The sequence below is a fragment of the Thiocystis violacea genome (assembly GCF_016583565.1).
GTDB classification, from domain to species: Bacteria; Pseudomonadota; Gammaproteobacteria; order Chromatiales; family Chromatiaceae; genus Thiorhodococcus; species Thiorhodococcus violaceus_A.
In genome coordinates, this window is record NZ_NRRF01000090.1 from 1 (window position 1) to 14842 (window position 14842).

Consider the following 14842-nt stretch of genomic DNA (forward strand, 5'->3'; position numbering starts at 1 on the left):
TTCAGGGTCCAACGGGTGTGCGACATGTGTTGTGCAGCGAGCGCTCAATCGAGGAGCCGGATGCGGTAGTCCCGCACGTCCGGATCTGTGGGAGCCGCGGGTGCGTAAGCACCCGCGGCCACCCGGTACCGGTAGGGTGGACGAGCGAGAGCGAAGTCCACCGAACCCCGCGCCGTTGTTGGTGGACTGCGCTGCGCTTGTCCACCCTACCGAAGACGACTGGTCCGAAGGATGATCGACGCCGGACTTTGCCTACATCGAACCAGCGCGCGGCGCGGCCGCTCGCTCAGTGCGGATGCGCCCGACCGCATGACTCAGTCCTCCACTTCAGGGATCCTGACGCAGAGTACATCGCAGCGCGCGCCGCGCAGCACCGACCGGGCCGTCGACCCGAAGAGCCCCAGCAGACCGTGCCGACCATGGGTGCCAATCACCACCAAGTCGACATCGAGCGCGGCGGCGACCTCATCGATGACATGCCCGGTGGAGCCAATGCGCACCAGACGGTCCTCAGGACCGACACCCAGCTGATCGCCCAAGGCATCCATCTGACGCTGGGCGACCTCCACCAGCTCCTTTTCGAGTTCGATCGTATCCGCGGGCAGGGCCATTTCACCCGAGTAGCCGAGATACATCGACTCCATCGCCGGCGGGATGTGCTCCAGGACGTGCAGCAGGGTCAAGCGCGCACCAAGCAGGTCACGGAGCTGTTTGGCTCGCGCCACCACGGGCTCGCTCTCCAGCTCGAAATCCACCGCCAGCAGCAGATGTTGATAGTTGCCGGTCTCCATCGCGCACCTCGATTGCTTGCCTGTCTTACTCGAAGTATATCCGTTGGAGCGCACGTCTTCGGCGAAGATCCAACGCGCGATGAACATCGCCGCCTACGCGCCTTCACAACCCCTCGACCGCCTCAGTCGCCCGGAACTGGCCGACGCCGGAAGTAGAAGGAGTTGACCCACTTCCATTCAGGGCGCACGAAGGTCTTCTCACCCTGCTCCACGAGCGCATCCAGCCCCGGCGCCATCGGATAGCACTGGTGGAGCAGATTCGCGTGCAAGAGGATCTCGAAGGCGTCATTGAACATCAAGAAGGCCCTCAGGAAGGCGCCCTCGTTCCAATACCAGCCGTTCTCGAACCATGAGGGCGCCATCTCGTAGTTGGCGGCGATGTCGTGGATATGGACGAGCACCCCCGGCCGCAGCCGAGGCAAGATCTCGAAGAGGTAGTGATAGACGTCGCTGCCGACCTTGGCGACATGGCTGGAATCGATGAAGAGCAGATCGCCAGCCTCCAGCGTCTCGAACAGGCTGTGATCCACCTCCCACAGCGGCTGCTCCAGGATGCGCGTCGACTCGCTGTCATCGGGATGCAGCAAGGGGTAGAAGTAGTCCTGTGCATAAGGCTCGATGAAGGTCAGCACCTGCTCCGCCCAGCCTTCGCGCTCGCGCACGTCCAACATGAGCGCGGACGAATAGCCACTGCCGACCTCGATGACGCGCCTGGGCTTGAAGTGCCTCAGCATCGCCTGAAGCAGGACCGCATCCAGATGGAAGGTCGTATTGCGTACGCTGCACTCATAGCGCAGTGACCGACCGTCATGCATCCCCAACACCGTCTGGCCATCGGGCGCTGGCGCATAGGGGAAATCGCGGATCAGTGGCTCCAGCAACGCCACGAGTGTCAGTTGATTCCGAACATCTTCGCGGAGGCCGGGCAGATCCTGGCATGAGGCGCCGAAGATGCGGCTCCAGCGTGACCGCACGGATGAAATGTCCGGATAGGGCGAGTAGAAATGGCCGGGCGGCACGGCCAGCGCCGCGCGCTTCAGCGGCGGAATGAGATCGCTGAAGTGCTCGGAGTCATGCTCCAGGACGAGGTGTCCGAGCAGGTCGGAGTAAGACCTTCCGGCGAGCTTTCGCATGACTTTCGTCAGCGCACGAAGCAAGAGGCTGCGCATCCAGACACTCCTACACACGTCATTGAGTCAAAGCGTCCTTAGCCTATCCTGAAACGACCGCGTTTTTCATCTTCCAAGGACAAGAAGGGCGACCCTAAGGATCTATCCATCAATTGCGTCGCGATCAGAAAACCGCAAAGTCATCGATGGACAGCGACTAAGTTCGCTAGCGCACTGAAGACGCGGCTCATTCGGCGTAGCTTTCATATCACGGGTTGCGATCCTTGGCAGACAGCGGCCATGCAGACGCACCGTCGAGCCCCCTCGGGGTCACTGCACGCGACCCAACCCGCGACGAACGAAACCGATGCCTGCCGTCGTCGAAAGGTCTGCCACGGCTCCTCGGAAACCGAGGGAAACCAGACTGACAGACGGCGGCGCAACAGCAACGGATGGCACAGACACACAAGAGGTGATGGTGATGAAAAAGCTCGTAGTCCTGATTCTGCTGGTCGCGATCGGCGGACTGTTCGGCTGCAATACCATCGAGGGCGCCGGCAAGGATATCCAAAGCGGCGGTGACGCCGTGAGCGATACGGCCAGGGACGTCAAGAAGGAGATGTAAAACGGCACGGAGGCCAAGATCGATCCTCAACCACTGGAGCAACACGCATGAATTTCGACTACACCAAGCACAACATCGGCAACAACGATCGCCTGATCCGCGCGGCGCTCGGCGCTGTCCTGATCGCCAGCGTCTTCTTCGGCGGTCACTGGATTGCCGGACTGATCGGCGCGGTGCTGCTCGGCACCGCCTGGTTCCGGTTCTGCCCGGCCTACGCACTCTTCCACTTCAGCTCCGACAAGGCCGTGGTCCCTGTCGGGAAGTAGCGACCGGACCGCCGACCGACCAGGCCACCAGGCCCGGCGGTGGGCGACCAGTCCGTTTGCCGTGAGGGACCCGATCGGCGCACAGACGCGCCGCTATCGGGTTTCCATCTCTGCCCCGCATTCACCAAGCGGAGACGCCGCCGATCCGACATTCCAGATCCAGCCGCGGCTCTCCGGCACATCCCGGCCCTGTATGGCGATGGCATGCTTCTGCTCGATCAGCCCCTCCTGGGCCAATAGCTTCAGGTACGCCCCCTATAGCCCCCAAGCGGAGCGCCTTGATACGCTCACAGCATTGCAGCGCAATGGCCATAATGGCTTTGGGGTAAGCGCGAAGGCGACCTTTGCCCTGCACGAAGAATCACGACTCAACCGCATCAGGAAAGGAGATCGACCATGAGCGAAACAACGGTGATGAGCGAGACAGGACGGCTGTTCGGCGCGCTGCCGGAGCAGTGGGGTTGGCTGGTCGGATTCGGCATCCTGTCGACCCTTCTGGGTCTGATCGGTTTGGGCATGACGTTCGGGTTGACCATCGCGGGGGTCCTGCTATTCGGCGTGTTGTTGGCGGTCGGCGGCGGCGTCCAGCTCTTTGACGCCTTCAAATACCGTGGTTGGAAGAGCACGCTGCCGCACGCGGCGATTGCGATCATCTACCTGCTCGCGGGCGGGATGATGATCGTCGATCCGGCTGGGGCGGCTATCGCGCTCACCCTGTTCCTTGGCGTGGCATTGATCGCCGCCGGTGTGCTGCGCGCGACCATCGCCTGGCAGCATCAGGGCCAGCGTGGATGGCAATGGGCCGCCGGCGGCGGCGTGCTGTCGCTGCTGCTGGGCGTCGTCATCCTGATCGGATGGCCGGTGTCTGGACTCTGGGTGATCGGTCTGGTCATCGCGGTGGAACTGCTGATCAATGGCTGGACCGCGCTCTTTCTCGGGCTCGCGGCACGTCGGGTGAAACAGGAGCAGTCGACCGCCGCATGAGTGTGATGAGCGGGATGGGTTAGAACCGTTGGGTCACCAGCGGCTCTCTCCAAAGCTGGTCGGGTCGCCGCATCGTCGGCGGCTCCTCCGGCGCCGCCGATCCCGTCCGACGGATTCCGAGCTTCCTCATGGCGACCTGTTCCTGGATCGCCAACTCGCGAGCCAACCAGTCTGAATTTGGCTCTGAGGGTGATGGAGAACTATCAGGGTCGGCAACCAAGCGCGACCCGTTCTCTGGAGGTAAGCGCGGGTGTGGCGGCGCAATGGCAAAGAGGCGTGGAGTGCCGAAGCGGCTCAGGCGATAGGCAATGAGGCGAAGGGGCAAAATGCTCGCATCTGGCCGGCCCTCTTGTAGAGGTCGCCGTCACGGTTGACGGCGATGTTGCTCGGAGCGGTCAAGTTAAAGGCAGCTACAACAGTCGTTTGGGTCTTTTGCACGAGACCCAAACCGTCCACGACTTGCAATAATACGAGACCTGACCCCACCCTCTGCAAAGAGGCGTGGAGTGCGGAAGCTGCTCAGGCGATAGGCAATGAGGCGAAGGGGCAAAATGCTCGCATCTGGCCGGCCCTCTTGTAGAGGTCGCCGTCACGGTTGACGGCGATGTTGCTCGGAGCGGTCAAGTTAAAGGCAGCTACAACAGTCGTTTGGGTCTTTTACACGAGACCCAAACCGTCCACGACTTGCAATAATACGAGACCTGACCCCACCCTCTCGCTCGTTAGGGGCGCAACCGACTCCTCCGAATGCGGAACGGGTTTGCGAAGACCCTCCTTCCTCATGGCAACCTGCTCCTGGATGGCCGGAATGTCGATGTGGTGCTTGGCGAGCTCCTGGTCGATGTGCTCAAGTTCGACGCGGTCCCGTTCAGTCTGCGTCCGCCGGAACGTCAGGGCGAGTTTTCGGCGTTCGCGAATCAAGTCCTTCACCTGCGAAACCCGCGCCGGAAAGGATTCCTCGATCCGACCCGTCAGTTGATCGACGTCGTGCGCTGGAGTTTGTGTGCCGCTTGTGCTCATGACCATTCTCCGCGTGCTGTATCCATGACCCATCGCGACAGCGATGCCGCCGTCCGACAACGACATCGGCCCGTCATGCTCGCGACCCACCGATGAGCTTCACCTCGACCGCGTGCGCCTGACGGTCGTCGACCAAGGGGATCGCAAGGCCGGCTTGCTGGATGCCGTCCACGCTCACCCTTGGTCCGCCCTCCCCCTCGGTCAACTGCGTGACGGCGATGTGGTAGTGCGTTTCCCGATAACGATAGCTAAGCCTGAACCCGTCCCAATCCGCGGGCAGACAGGGTTCGATCCGCAGCCTTTCCCCTTCCAGCCGCAGCCCAAGCAGGGATTCCAGGATCAGCCGATACATCCAGCCCGCCGAGCCGCTGTACCAGGTCCAGCCGCCACGCCCGACATGGGGCGACACCGCATAGACATCGGCCGCGACCACATAGGGCTCGACCTTGTAGGTCGCGACGTCCGTGGGCGAACGGGCATGGTTGATCGGGTTGATCATGTCGAACAGCTCCCAGGCATGCGCCCGGTCGCCCAATCGCGCGAAGGCCATCGCCGCCCAGATCGCGGCGTGGGTGTATTGCCCGCCATTCTCCCGCACGCCAGGCACGTAGCCCTTGATATAGCCGGGATTCAGCGGCGACCGGTCGAACGGCGGATCCAGGAGCTGGATCAGCCCAGCCTCGCGGCGCACCAGGCGTGCGTCCAAAGACGCCATTGCCTGCTGCGCGCGCTCAGGCGCACCAGCGCCGGAGAGCACCGACCAGCTTTGGGCGATCGAGTCGATCTGGCATTCGGCCTCATCGGCCGAGCCCAGCGGTGTCCCATCGTCGAAGTAGGCGCGCCGATACCAGTCACCGTCCCAGCCATGTTGTTCGAGGTTGCCGCGCAGTTGATCCGCCTCCCGCCGGCAACGCTCGACGAAGGCTGGGTCGCCCCGCAGACGCGCCACCTCGGCGAATTGCATCAGCACCTCGTAGAGGAAGAAGCCCAGCCAGATGCTCTCGCCCCGGCCCTTGATCCCCACCTGGTCCATGCCGTCGTTCCAGTCGCCGGAGCCCATCAGGGGCAAACCATGCTCGCCGAAGCGCAGACCGTGCAGAATGGCGCGCACGCAATGGTCGTAGAGGCTCGCCGTTTCGTCGGACTGGCCGGGCAGATCGTAATAGGCGTCGTCCTCCCCACCCACCAAACGGCCGTCCAGGAACCGGGCCGTCTCATTCAGCACCTCGGTGTCGCCGGTGGCCAGGACGTAACGGCCGGTTGCCAGCGGCAGCCAGAGATAGTCGTCGGAGCAGCGGGTGCGCACCCCGCGACCGGACGGCGGATGCCACCAATGCTGCACGTCGCCCTCGCGGAACTGGCGGCTGGCGCAGAGCAGCAGATGCTCGCGCGCCAGGGTCGGCTCGGCATGGATGAGCGCCATGGTGTCCTGCAACTGGTCGCGGAACCCGAAGGCGCCGCCGGACTGGTAGTTACCGCTGCGCGCCCAGAGGCGGCAGGCCAGGGTCTGGTAGACCAGCCAGCCGTTGGCGAGCAGGTCGAGCGACGGGTCGGGGGTCTCGACCTGCACTGTGCCCAGTGTCTGCGTCCAGTAGGCGCGCACGGCCTCCAGGGCGTCACTGGCAGCGCCCGTCCCCCGGCAGCGATTCACCAGACTGCTGGCGTCATCGGCACCGCGTCGGCCGGCGACACCCAGTCGGAAGACGATCTCATGGGTTTGCCCGGCGGCCAGTTCGAAGACGCTTTGGAGCGCGGCACAGGCATCCAGCCCGGCCCCGACCTTGCCGGACAGCCGCGCGCGCGTCAGTGCGGCGGGATGGCGCATGGTCCCGTTGCGCCCGAGGAACTCGGTGCGGTCGCCGGTCAGGCTGCGCGCCGGATCGTCCACGTCGAAGAAGGCGATGTGGTCGGCGAACTCGGTGTTGTAGGGATTGCGCGCGAAGAGCGTTCCGCCGGCCGGATCGATCTCGGTCGTGACATGCAGATTGGTCTTTGGGCGCAGATCGCCGAGCACCCACTCCACATACCCGGTCGCGGAGAGCCGGCGCGACTGATTCGACAGATTGCGCACCTTGAGCACCGAGAACTTGATGGGCGCGTCCACGGCCACGTAGACCCAGAGCGCCGAATGGATGCCGTCCTCGCTATGCTCGAAGACACTGTAGCCGAAGCCGTGACGGCTCACATAGGGTGCCCCCGCGACGCCGCTCGCGGCGGACGCGCCGCCGACCGGCAGCGGCGTGGGCGACCAGACATGACCGCTCTCCTCGTCGCGCAGGTAAAAGGCTTCGCCGCTCGCGTCGCTCACCGGGTCGTTGTGCCAGGGTGTCAGGCGGAACTCGTGGGCGTTCTCGCTCCAGGTGTAGGCCATGCCGCTCGCGGAGATCACCGTTCCGAAGCGGGCATTCGCCAGGACATTCACCCAAGGCGCTGGTGTCGCCTCGCCGGCCGCGGTGGTGATCACGTATTCGCGACCATCCGGGGTGAAGCCGCCCAGCCCGTTGTCGAACAGCCATGGAGTGTGCTCGGTCGAGAGCAGATCCTCACTGCCCGCGGCCAACTGTCCACTGCCCAGTGTTTCGATGCTCCGGCTCCATTCGGCAAAGTGGCTGCGGGTCGGGCGCAGGCGTGGCACGCGCCGCTCCAGTGTCCCGCGTCGGCTGAGCTGTTCGGCCAGGGAGCCGCGGCTGTCGCTGAGGATGGCGCGCGCCACGGTCTGGAAGAGGATGCGGTCCTCATCGGAGATCTGATCCGCCGGGCGGATGAAGATGCCGCCAGGCCGATCGATCACGTGCGCCTCGGCGCCCGCCGCGATCAACCCCAGGATCTGGTCCTGGAGCTGTTGGCGGTATCCGGCGTGATCTTCGTTCCAGATCACCAGGTCCACGGTCAGTCCCTTCAGACGCCAGTAGGCATGGGCCTGCACCAGTTGATAGACCAGCTCGATGTTGGCGCGGTCGCCGATCTGGCAGAGCACGATGGGCACATCGCCCGAGACCGCGTGACTCCAGAGTCCGGACTGCCCGCGGCGGTTCTGGGCGAGCAGGCTCGGCTCGGCGCGTAGCGAGGCGTGGGTATAGAGAATCGAGCTGGCCAGACGCCCGTAGAGCTGCACATCGGACTGGCTGGCATTGAGCTGGCGCAGCACCACCTGGCTGTGGGTCCAGGCCAGGTCGAAGACGCGATCGGCCAGGCGCTGGTCCTGGTACTTCTCGACCAGGCCCACGGCGATCTCACGGGTGTCGCCGATGCCGGTGACCAGATCGAGCGTCGCGCATTGATCCGGTTCGAGAGTCATGGAGCAGCGGATGGCGACGATGGGATCCAGCACCGAGCCCGCGCTGCCCGAGAGTGTCGCGCCCGCGCTGAGCGCCGCCGGATCCATGAGGCCGCGATCGCGCCCGATGAAGCGCATGCGGTCCGTTTCATAGGACATGGCTTCGCAGGGCGCCCCGCGCAGCACCATCTGGTGAAACATCCAGGGTGCCGCCTCGCCGCTGGAGCGTGGTCGGCGGGTGCAGAGAATCGCCGGCTGCGGATGCAGGATCTCGGTCTGCACGAAGAGGTTGCTGAAGGCCGGATGCAGGGTGTCCGCGGCGGGCGGGGCGAGCACCACCTCGGCATAACTGGTGACCTCGATCACCCGGCGGGTGCGCGAGCGGTTGGTGAGACGCACCCGGTGCAGCTCGATGTCGTCCTCGGGCGAGACGACGATCTCGGTGTAGGACTCGATCTCGTGGTCGCGGCGGCGGAACTCGGCGCGCCCCTCCGAGAAGATCGCCTCGTAGCTGTCCGGCTGCTTCAGGGTCGGCTGATAGGCGGTCGACCAGACCTCGCCGCTCGCCAGGTCGCGCAGATAGCAGAAGTGACCCCAGGCATCGCGCGTCGTGTCTTCGCGCCAGCGGGTTACGGCCAGATCCTTCCAGCGACTGTAGCCGCCGCCGGCGTTGGTCACCATCACGTGGTAGCGACCGTTCGACAGCAACTGCACCTCGGGCCGCGGCGTGTTGGGGCTCTCGAACACCCGCATCTGTGCCTCTTGGCCACTGCCGGAGGTGCGGATATCGGTGATCTCGCCGGTGGTGTGCGAGTAGAAGGACGGGGCCTTGGGGATGCGCTCCTGCAGCAGCAGGGCGGTTGCCTGGAACAGCGGCGCCGAGGCAAAGCGCTGCTGCATCGGGCGATCCAGCAACAGATAGGCGAGCGACAGGAAGCTCATGCCCTGGTGATGCGCCATGAAGGAGCGCACCACGGCGCTGGCCTGCCCGCGCGGGAGCCGGGAGGGCGTGTAGTCGATCGCCTCGAAGAGACCGAAGGGCCCTGCCCCGCCGCTGGCGGCGAGCCGCTGGAGATTCTGGCAGGCGGCCTCGGGCGCCACCATCAGCGCCAGCGCGGAGGCATAGGGCGCGATGACCAGATCCTCGGCCAGCCAGCGCTTGAGGCCCAGTCCAGGGACGCCAAAGGCGCGATACTGATAGTTGAGCTGGACGTCGAACCCGTTGTAGCCGGATTCCGACACGCCCCAGGGCACGCCGCGCTCTTTCCCATAGGCGATCTGGCGGGTCACCGCCGTGCGATAGGTCTGATCCAGCAGGGTATTGTCGTAGTTCGGCATCACCAGCAGCGGCATCAGGTACTCGAACATGGAACCGCTCCAGGACAGCAGCGTCGGCTCGCCGGCGACCAGGATCAACAGCCGTCCCAGCGCGAACCAGCTCTCCTGGGGCAGTTGGCCCTGCGCGATCGCCACGAAGCTGCCCAGGCGAGCCTCCGAGGCGAGCAGGTCGTAGTAGCTCCCATCGCGGCGCCGCTCGGTGACGTTGTAGCCGATGACCATCAGCTGACGCGTCTCGTCGAAGAGGAAGTCATAGTCCATCTCGGCCAACTCGCCGGCCTGCCGCGCCAGCCCTTCCAGGACAGCAATCCGCTCCCGAGCGCGCTGACTGGACTCATGCATCGCGCCGTCCTTGAAATCCTTGCCGTCCTTGTCGTCGTTTTTCTCTCCCAACCCAAGCCCCGCCAACTCCCGCAGCGTCGGAACCCCGTCAAGCCGATCCGCCCCCCCAACCCAAGGCACCAGCAACACCACATCATCCAGCATCGCGCGGCACTGCCGCGCCAGCGCCCGCGGCCAATCCGGCGCGTCACCCTGAAGCGGCGCCTCCAGCTCACGCGCCGCCTCTTCGGCACTGGCGGTCAGAGACTCCAGACATTGCACGACCTCCCTCAAGGCGGTCGGCGGCGACTCAGAGGCCGCCTCCAACCGCTGCTGGAATGACTCGAGCTCGGCTGGCAGCGCACCCTTTCGACCATGCTCGGAGTCCGCCGTGAGCGTGCTCAGCAGAATCCCGAAGGTATCGTGCAGCCCGTCCAGCCAACGCGGGTGGAGAATGGGCGCATCGATCAGCCCGAGCAGACCCGGCTGCAGGGTCAGCAGGTGTCCCGCGAGATTGCCGCTGTCCACCGATGAGATGTAGAGCGGTCCGAGCGGCTCCAGCGAGAGCGTGTCGTACCAGTTGTAAAAGTGACCGCGATAGCGCTCCAGCCCGGTCATGGTGCGCAGCGCGGCGCTCGTGCGTGCGATCAAGCCCCCGGGCGGCAGATAGCCGAAGTCATAGGCCGCGAGATTCGCGAGCAACGACATCCCCATGTTGGTCGGGGAGGTGCGATGCGCGACCACCGCCACCGGATGTTCCTGGACGTTGTCCGGCGGCAGCCAGTGGTCCTCCGGGCCGACGAAGGTCTCGAAGAACGACCAGGTCTTGCGCGACAGCCCGCGTAGAAAGCGGACCTGATCCGCCGTCAACCGCGCTTCGCGGCGCGTCAGCGGACGGCTGATCCACCAGGCGATCGCGGGGGCCGCGCACCAGAGCGCCAGCAATGGCCCGGCCACCAGGAGCACAGCCGGTTGGAACAACGCCAGACCCGACGCCGTGAGCACAGCGAGCGCGGGGGCAATCCACATCAGTCGGTAAAAGGCCGAAACGCCCCGATGCGAGCGATCCAGATCCCCCGAGGACGTCCATTCGAGCAATCCCTGATGGCTCACACCCATCCGCCAAAGGGTGCGCACCATGGCATCCAGACTGAAGAAGGCCTCGAACGGCAGACAGACCAGCGTGAAGACGACCTGCGCCCCCTCGCGCCGCGCCGCGCGGACAGCCGCAGCCAGATGATGGCGCCAGCGCACATCGCCAGGCTTTCGCAGGAGGTTCAAGAGCGAGGTCAACACCGAGGGAATCAGCAGGATGCCGAGCACCGCCAGGGTCCAGAGAGCAGGCGATGACGTCGCCGTCCAGCCCAACACGAAGAGTCCGGTCATGGCCGCGGGCACGAGGCTGCGCCGCAGGTTGTCGGCCAGCTTCCAGCGCGACAGGGCCGAGAGGGGGTTCCTGCTGGGTCTGCCGTCTCGACCAGGGACGCGCGGCAGCAGCCACTGGGCAATCTGCCAGTCGCCGCGAATCCAGCGGTGGCGTCGGCTCACGTCGGCGCGATAGCTGGCGGGATAGTCCTCGTAGAGCTGCACATCCGACAGCAGCCCCGAGCGCGCATAGCAGCCTTCGAGCAGGTCGTGACTGAGGATGCGATTCTCGGGGAAGCGCCCGCCGAGGGACTGCTCGAAGGCATCGACGTCGTAGATACCCTTGCCGATGAAGGAGCCTTCCCCGAACCAATCCTGGTAGACGTCCGAGATGGCGTGGGTATAGGGGTCGATACCGGCGTCGCTGCCGTGCAGACGCGCATAGCGCGAGCGGTTGGCGCCCGGCAGGCTCACGGCCACGCGCGGCTGCAGGATGCCGTAGCCGTCCGCGACGCACTCGCGCCGCGCATCGTAGCGCGGGCGATTGAGCGGATGTGCCATGGTGCCGACCAGCTCCAGCGCCGCATCGCGCGGCAGCTGGGTGTCGGTGTCCAGGGTAATGACGTAGCGCACGCGCGCCAGGATCGAGGTCTCGCCCACGATCGACGCGAAGCGCTCCCCCGCCTCGCCGCGCAGCAGCGCGTTGAGGTCCGCGAGCTTGCCGCGCTTGCGCTCGTAGCCCATCCAGACGCGCTCGCGCGGATTCCAGCGCCGGGCGCGATGAAAGAGGTAGAAGGCATCGCCGCTGTCACGCGGATAGCGCGCATTCAGCGCCGCGATCCCCTGCTCCGCCAGACGCACCAGGGCCGCATCTTCCGGCAGCGTCTGTGAAGGCGCATCGCGAACGTCGGTCAGCAGACCGAAGTGCAGACTGACATCCTGATTGGCCAGGTATCTGACCTCCAGCGCCTCCAGCAGGGCCTCGACGCCCGCGGCGCTGGTGAGCATGGTCGGCGTCACCACCAGGGTGCGCGACTCGGCCGGGATGCCTGCAGAAAAGTCCATGCGCGGCAGCGCAGAGGGCGTCGCCAGCAGCGTCGCGAGCCAGTTGACCAGCGCCACCGCCAGTTGACTGGCACCCAGCACGGCCGGCACGAGCAGGAGCAGCAGCAGCCAATGGCGCATGCCGTCGGACTGCGCCTGACCCAGCAGACCGGTGGCGAAGAGCGTCGTCAAGAGGACGATCCCGCCCAGATAGAGCACCAAGGGAGAGCGGCGCCCTCGCCGTTGCAGTGACTCCAGGAGACCAAGTCCGGCCCGAGCCCGGCGCTCGAGCTGCGCCAAGCCCCGGTCGATCAGGTAGAAGCCGACATGCCCCGCACGGTCACTCTCATCCTTGCCCAGTGCACCCTCCCGCGCCAGCTCGACCGCCAGGCCCGCCACCTCGATCTCGGGCAATCGGCCATGCTTCGCGACCTTCTCCACGATATGCCGGTAGCAGTCGCGGGTCGCGAACTCCATCTGGACATAGACCCCGCCAGGATCGCCGCGCAAGGTCTGCTCGACCAGGCTCATGCTCTCCACGAACTCGCGCCAGTCCATCGCACCCAGGGCGCGCAGACTGCCGATGCTGTTGCCGACGGAAACCTGATCGGAGGCCTGTTGCTGGTTCTCGACCTGCACCAACTGCTCGATCGTCGATTCTGACTCGGCAAGCTGCTGCTCGATCCAGGTCAGCGGCAGCGCAAGGGCCGCGCTCTGTCCCTGCAGCCGGCGCGCCAGCTCGGCGACGAAGGCACCCGACATCGGCGGGCTCGACCTGGCCATGTCCGCGATCACCAGGATCAGGTTCTTGGGGTCCTTCTCGGCCATGGCCATCATGCGGTCGACCCAGCCGTCGGCCAGGTTCTGGTCGATTCGGCTGGCGGCGATGCGCGCGGCGACGCGACGGAGGTTCTCGATCAGCGCCAGCCGCAGCATGATCGGGATGGCCCACAGCTCGCCCAGGCGCAGGACGGTGACGCTCTGATAGGCCGCGACGAAACGGCTGAGATTCTCCGGGTCCACGCGCCCGTCGCCGTGCGCGATGATCTCGAGCGCCAAATCATAGACCCTGGGCAGCCCCCCCGAGGGTCCATTCAGAAGCCGCGGAAGCTCCCGGCTATAGCCCTTGGGCAGATGCCGCTTGGCCGTGCGGATCTGTTCCTCGATCAGATAGAAGTTGTCGAGCAGCCATTCCCCGGCCGGCGCGATCCGGCGATTCTCCGTGACGGCGCCCATGAGCAGCCGGCAAACGTCCACCAGGACCTTTTCATTATTGGTCAGGCGCGCCAGCAGCCGATCCGGCGGGTGTCCGGGCATCAGGAGATGCGCGCCGGCCAGATCCTTGCCGTGCTGCTCCATCTGGACCGCACTGAACAATTCCGAGCGCAAGGGTGACTCGTCGCCGATGGACTGAGCGATCAGGCGGCGACCAGAGAGCCGCATCCTCCATTTGAGCAGGGCTTCACGCATCGTCGGATTGCTCACATTCAAGGCTGCAGACTCCTTTTCAAGGCAATGCCTTCTCCGGACCCAATGCCCGAAGAGGTGTTCAGGACGCGCGCGCGTTCATCAGCTCCGCTGTGCCGCAGGGATTCTTGATCAGAATCGCGAGCGGTGGGGTGGACGAGCGAGCGCGAAGTCCACCGCAGTCCGCACTGGCGCGGCGGCCGGCGTGATGCCCAAGGCCGCCGCATGGCATAGCCGACGGCTATTTGAAATGCGCCGTGAATGCCTGATAAGAATCCTTGAATGCCTCCCAGACATTGTCGGCTTCCAGCTTGACCTGATCCCAGGTGTTTTCACTCGCGGCCAGCATCTCATCCAGCTTCTTCTCGCCTTCCGCACGCTGCGCACGCAGCGCGACGAGATGCTCTTGATATTTCACTTTGGCATCCTCCTTGATCTCATTCCCCTTCTCCTCCAGGGCGGCGATATTCGCGTTCCACTCGTCGAGCTGCGCCTTCATGGTCGCAATATATTCATCTCTTGACGGTAGCATGACATTCTCCTGTTCTTGCTCATTCACCCGGCGGATTACCGGAATACAACGGCCTCTTCATCGCATGGGCACGGGATGCGTCTCGCTCATTCACCAGGATGGCGGACCAAAGCACCCGAATGCGCCGGGCACGAAAGGGTCGCGCTCATCGAGAGGTAGAAACTCATGACCCAGAGGACGGCTCCGAAGACGCTCAGTTCGATCATGAATTGGATAGATGCCATGACGTGACTCCTGATCAGGTTAGGTTCGGCACACTCTATGACCCGCCAACGCCGACGTCTGTTCGCCAGCGTACAGACGACAAGAAAGACGGCGACTCGAACCCTTTTCAAGGCACACACCCAGGGAGCGGCGCCCCGCCGCGAAGACGCCCGATCGCGGCGGGGCGCCGCTCCCACCGACTGGCCGGACTCATGGCCAAGGCCCCGACTGGCCTGGGTCGTCAGTTGGACCGGTAGGGTGGACGAGCGCGACAGACGTCCACCGAATCCCGCGCCGTTGTTGGTAACCTGCGCCGCGCCCCCCGACTCAAACCTTTTGCAGGCGGGATGTGTTCTATACAATCATTCGCGACTAGTGGTCTAGAGTGAAAGTCCTAATACTGTTTCTGGGCGATCGATGGCATCCTACTCATCTGTCTTGAGTTTCGCCGATGAGTTGATGACACGATGCCACGCTGCACCCCGATTCCCGTTTCCCT

Annotated in this window: 9 protein-coding genes; 3 read left to right on the forward strand and 6 right to left on the reverse strand. The window is 64.9% G+C overall.

Translation table 11 applies throughout. The annotated features are described in order from the left end of the window. Window positions 1–314: 314 nt before the first annotated feature. Together CKO23_RS21655 and CKO23_RS21660 are read right to left on the reverse strand one after the other, a co-directional pair. On the reverse strand, window positions 315–791 hold the full coding sequence (locus CKO23_RS21655) for a universal stress protein (protein WP_200334964.1): 477 nt from the start codon (window positions 789–791) through the stop codon (window positions 315–317). 122 nt (window positions 792–913) lie between these two features. After that, the gene (locus CKO23_RS21660; protein ID WP_200334966.1) at window positions 914–1924 is read right to left on the reverse strand and encodes a class I SAM-dependent methyltransferase; all 1011 of its coding nucleotides are present in this window, start codon (window positions 1922–1924) and stop codon (window positions 914–916) included. A gap of 457 nt (window positions 1925–2381) precedes the next feature. Here CKO23_RS21660 and CKO23_RS21665 point away from each other — a divergent pair, with 457 nt between their 5' ends. The 3 genes from CKO23_RS21665 to CKO23_RS21675 all read left to right on the forward strand — a co-directional run bounded on the left by CKO23_RS21665 (window position 2382) and on the right by CKO23_RS21675 (window position 3775). Further along, complete coding sequence (locus CKO23_RS21665; RefSeq protein WP_200334968.1) at window positions 2382–2525, forward strand: entericidin A/B family lipoprotein; 144 nt, start codon at window positions 2382–2384, stop codon at window positions 2523–2525. 47 nt (window positions 2526–2572) lie between these two features. Beyond that, window positions 2573–2791, forward strand: coding sequence for a YgaP family membrane protein (locus CKO23_RS21670; protein ID WP_200334970.1), 219 nt, complete (start codon window positions 2573–2575; stop codon window positions 2789–2791). Between the two features lie 396 nt (window positions 2792–3187). Then, on the forward strand, window positions 3188–3775 hold the full coding sequence (locus CKO23_RS21675; RefSeq protein WP_200334972.1) for an HdeD family acid-resistance protein: 588 nt from the start codon (window positions 3188–3190) through the stop codon (window positions 3773–3775). Window positions 3776–4432: 657 nt separating this feature from the next. Here CKO23_RS21675 and CKO23_RS21680 read toward each other — a convergent pair. The 4 genes from CKO23_RS21680 to CKO23_RS21695 form a co-directional block, all read right to left on the reverse strand. Further along, window positions 4433–4795, reverse strand: coding sequence for a hypothetical protein (locus tag CKO23_RS21680; RefSeq protein ID WP_200334974.1), 363 nt, complete (start codon window positions 4793–4795; stop codon window positions 4433–4435). Between the two features lie 73 nt (window positions 4796–4868). Next, window positions 4869–13610, reverse strand: coding sequence for a glycoside hydrolase family 94 protein (locus CKO23_RS21685; protein WP_200334978.1), 8742 nt, complete (start codon window positions 13608–13610; stop codon window positions 4869–4871). Window positions 13611–13848: 238 nt separating this feature from the next. After that, window positions 13849–14166 (reverse strand): hypothetical protein, encoded by a 318-nt coding sequence (locus tag CKO23_RS21690; protein WP_346014658.1) that lies wholly within the window; start codon window positions 14164–14166, stop codon window positions 13849–13851. A gap of 59 nt (window positions 14167–14225) precedes the next feature. Beyond that, window positions 14226–14363: a hypothetical protein gene (locus tag CKO23_RS21695; RefSeq protein ID WP_200334976.1), complete on the reverse strand. Its 138-nt coding sequence runs from the start codon at window positions 14361–14363 to the stop codon at window positions 14226–14228. Window positions 14364–14842 lie beyond the last annotated feature (479 nt).

Excerpts from the sequence above, each read along its gene's own strand:
- CKO23_RS21680 (WP_200334974.1), bottom strand. The coding sequence starts at position 4,795 with ATGAGCACAAGCGGCACACAAACTCCAGCGCACGACGTCGATCAACTG.
- CKO23_RS21660 (WP_200334966.1), bottom strand. The coding sequence starts at position 1,924 with ATGCGAAAGCTCGCCGGAAGGTCTTACTCCGACCTGCTCGGACACCTC.
- CKO23_RS21695 (WP_200334976.1), bottom strand. The coding sequence starts at position 14,363 with ATGGCATCTATCCAATTCATGATCGAACTGAGCGTCTTCGGAGCCGTC.
- CKO23_RS21665 (WP_200334968.1), top strand. The coding sequence starts at position 2,382 with ATGAAAAAGCTCGTAGTCCTGATTCTGCTGGTCGCGATCGGCGGACTG.
- CKO23_RS21670 (WP_200334970.1), top strand. The coding sequence starts at position 2,573 with ATGAATTTCGACTACACCAAGCACAACATCGGCAACAACGATCGCCTG.
- CKO23_RS21675 (WP_200334972.1), top strand. The coding sequence starts at position 3,188 with ATGAGCGAAACAACGGTGATGAGCGAGACAGGACGGCTGTTCGGCGCG.
- CKO23_RS21685 (WP_200334978.1), bottom strand. The coding sequence starts at position 13,610 with ATGCGTGAAGCCCTGCTCAAATGGAGGATGCGGCTCTCTGGTCGCCGC.
- CKO23_RS21655 (WP_200334964.1), bottom strand. The coding sequence starts at position 791 with ATGGAGACCGGCAACTATCAACATCTGCTGCTGGCGGTGGATTTCGAG.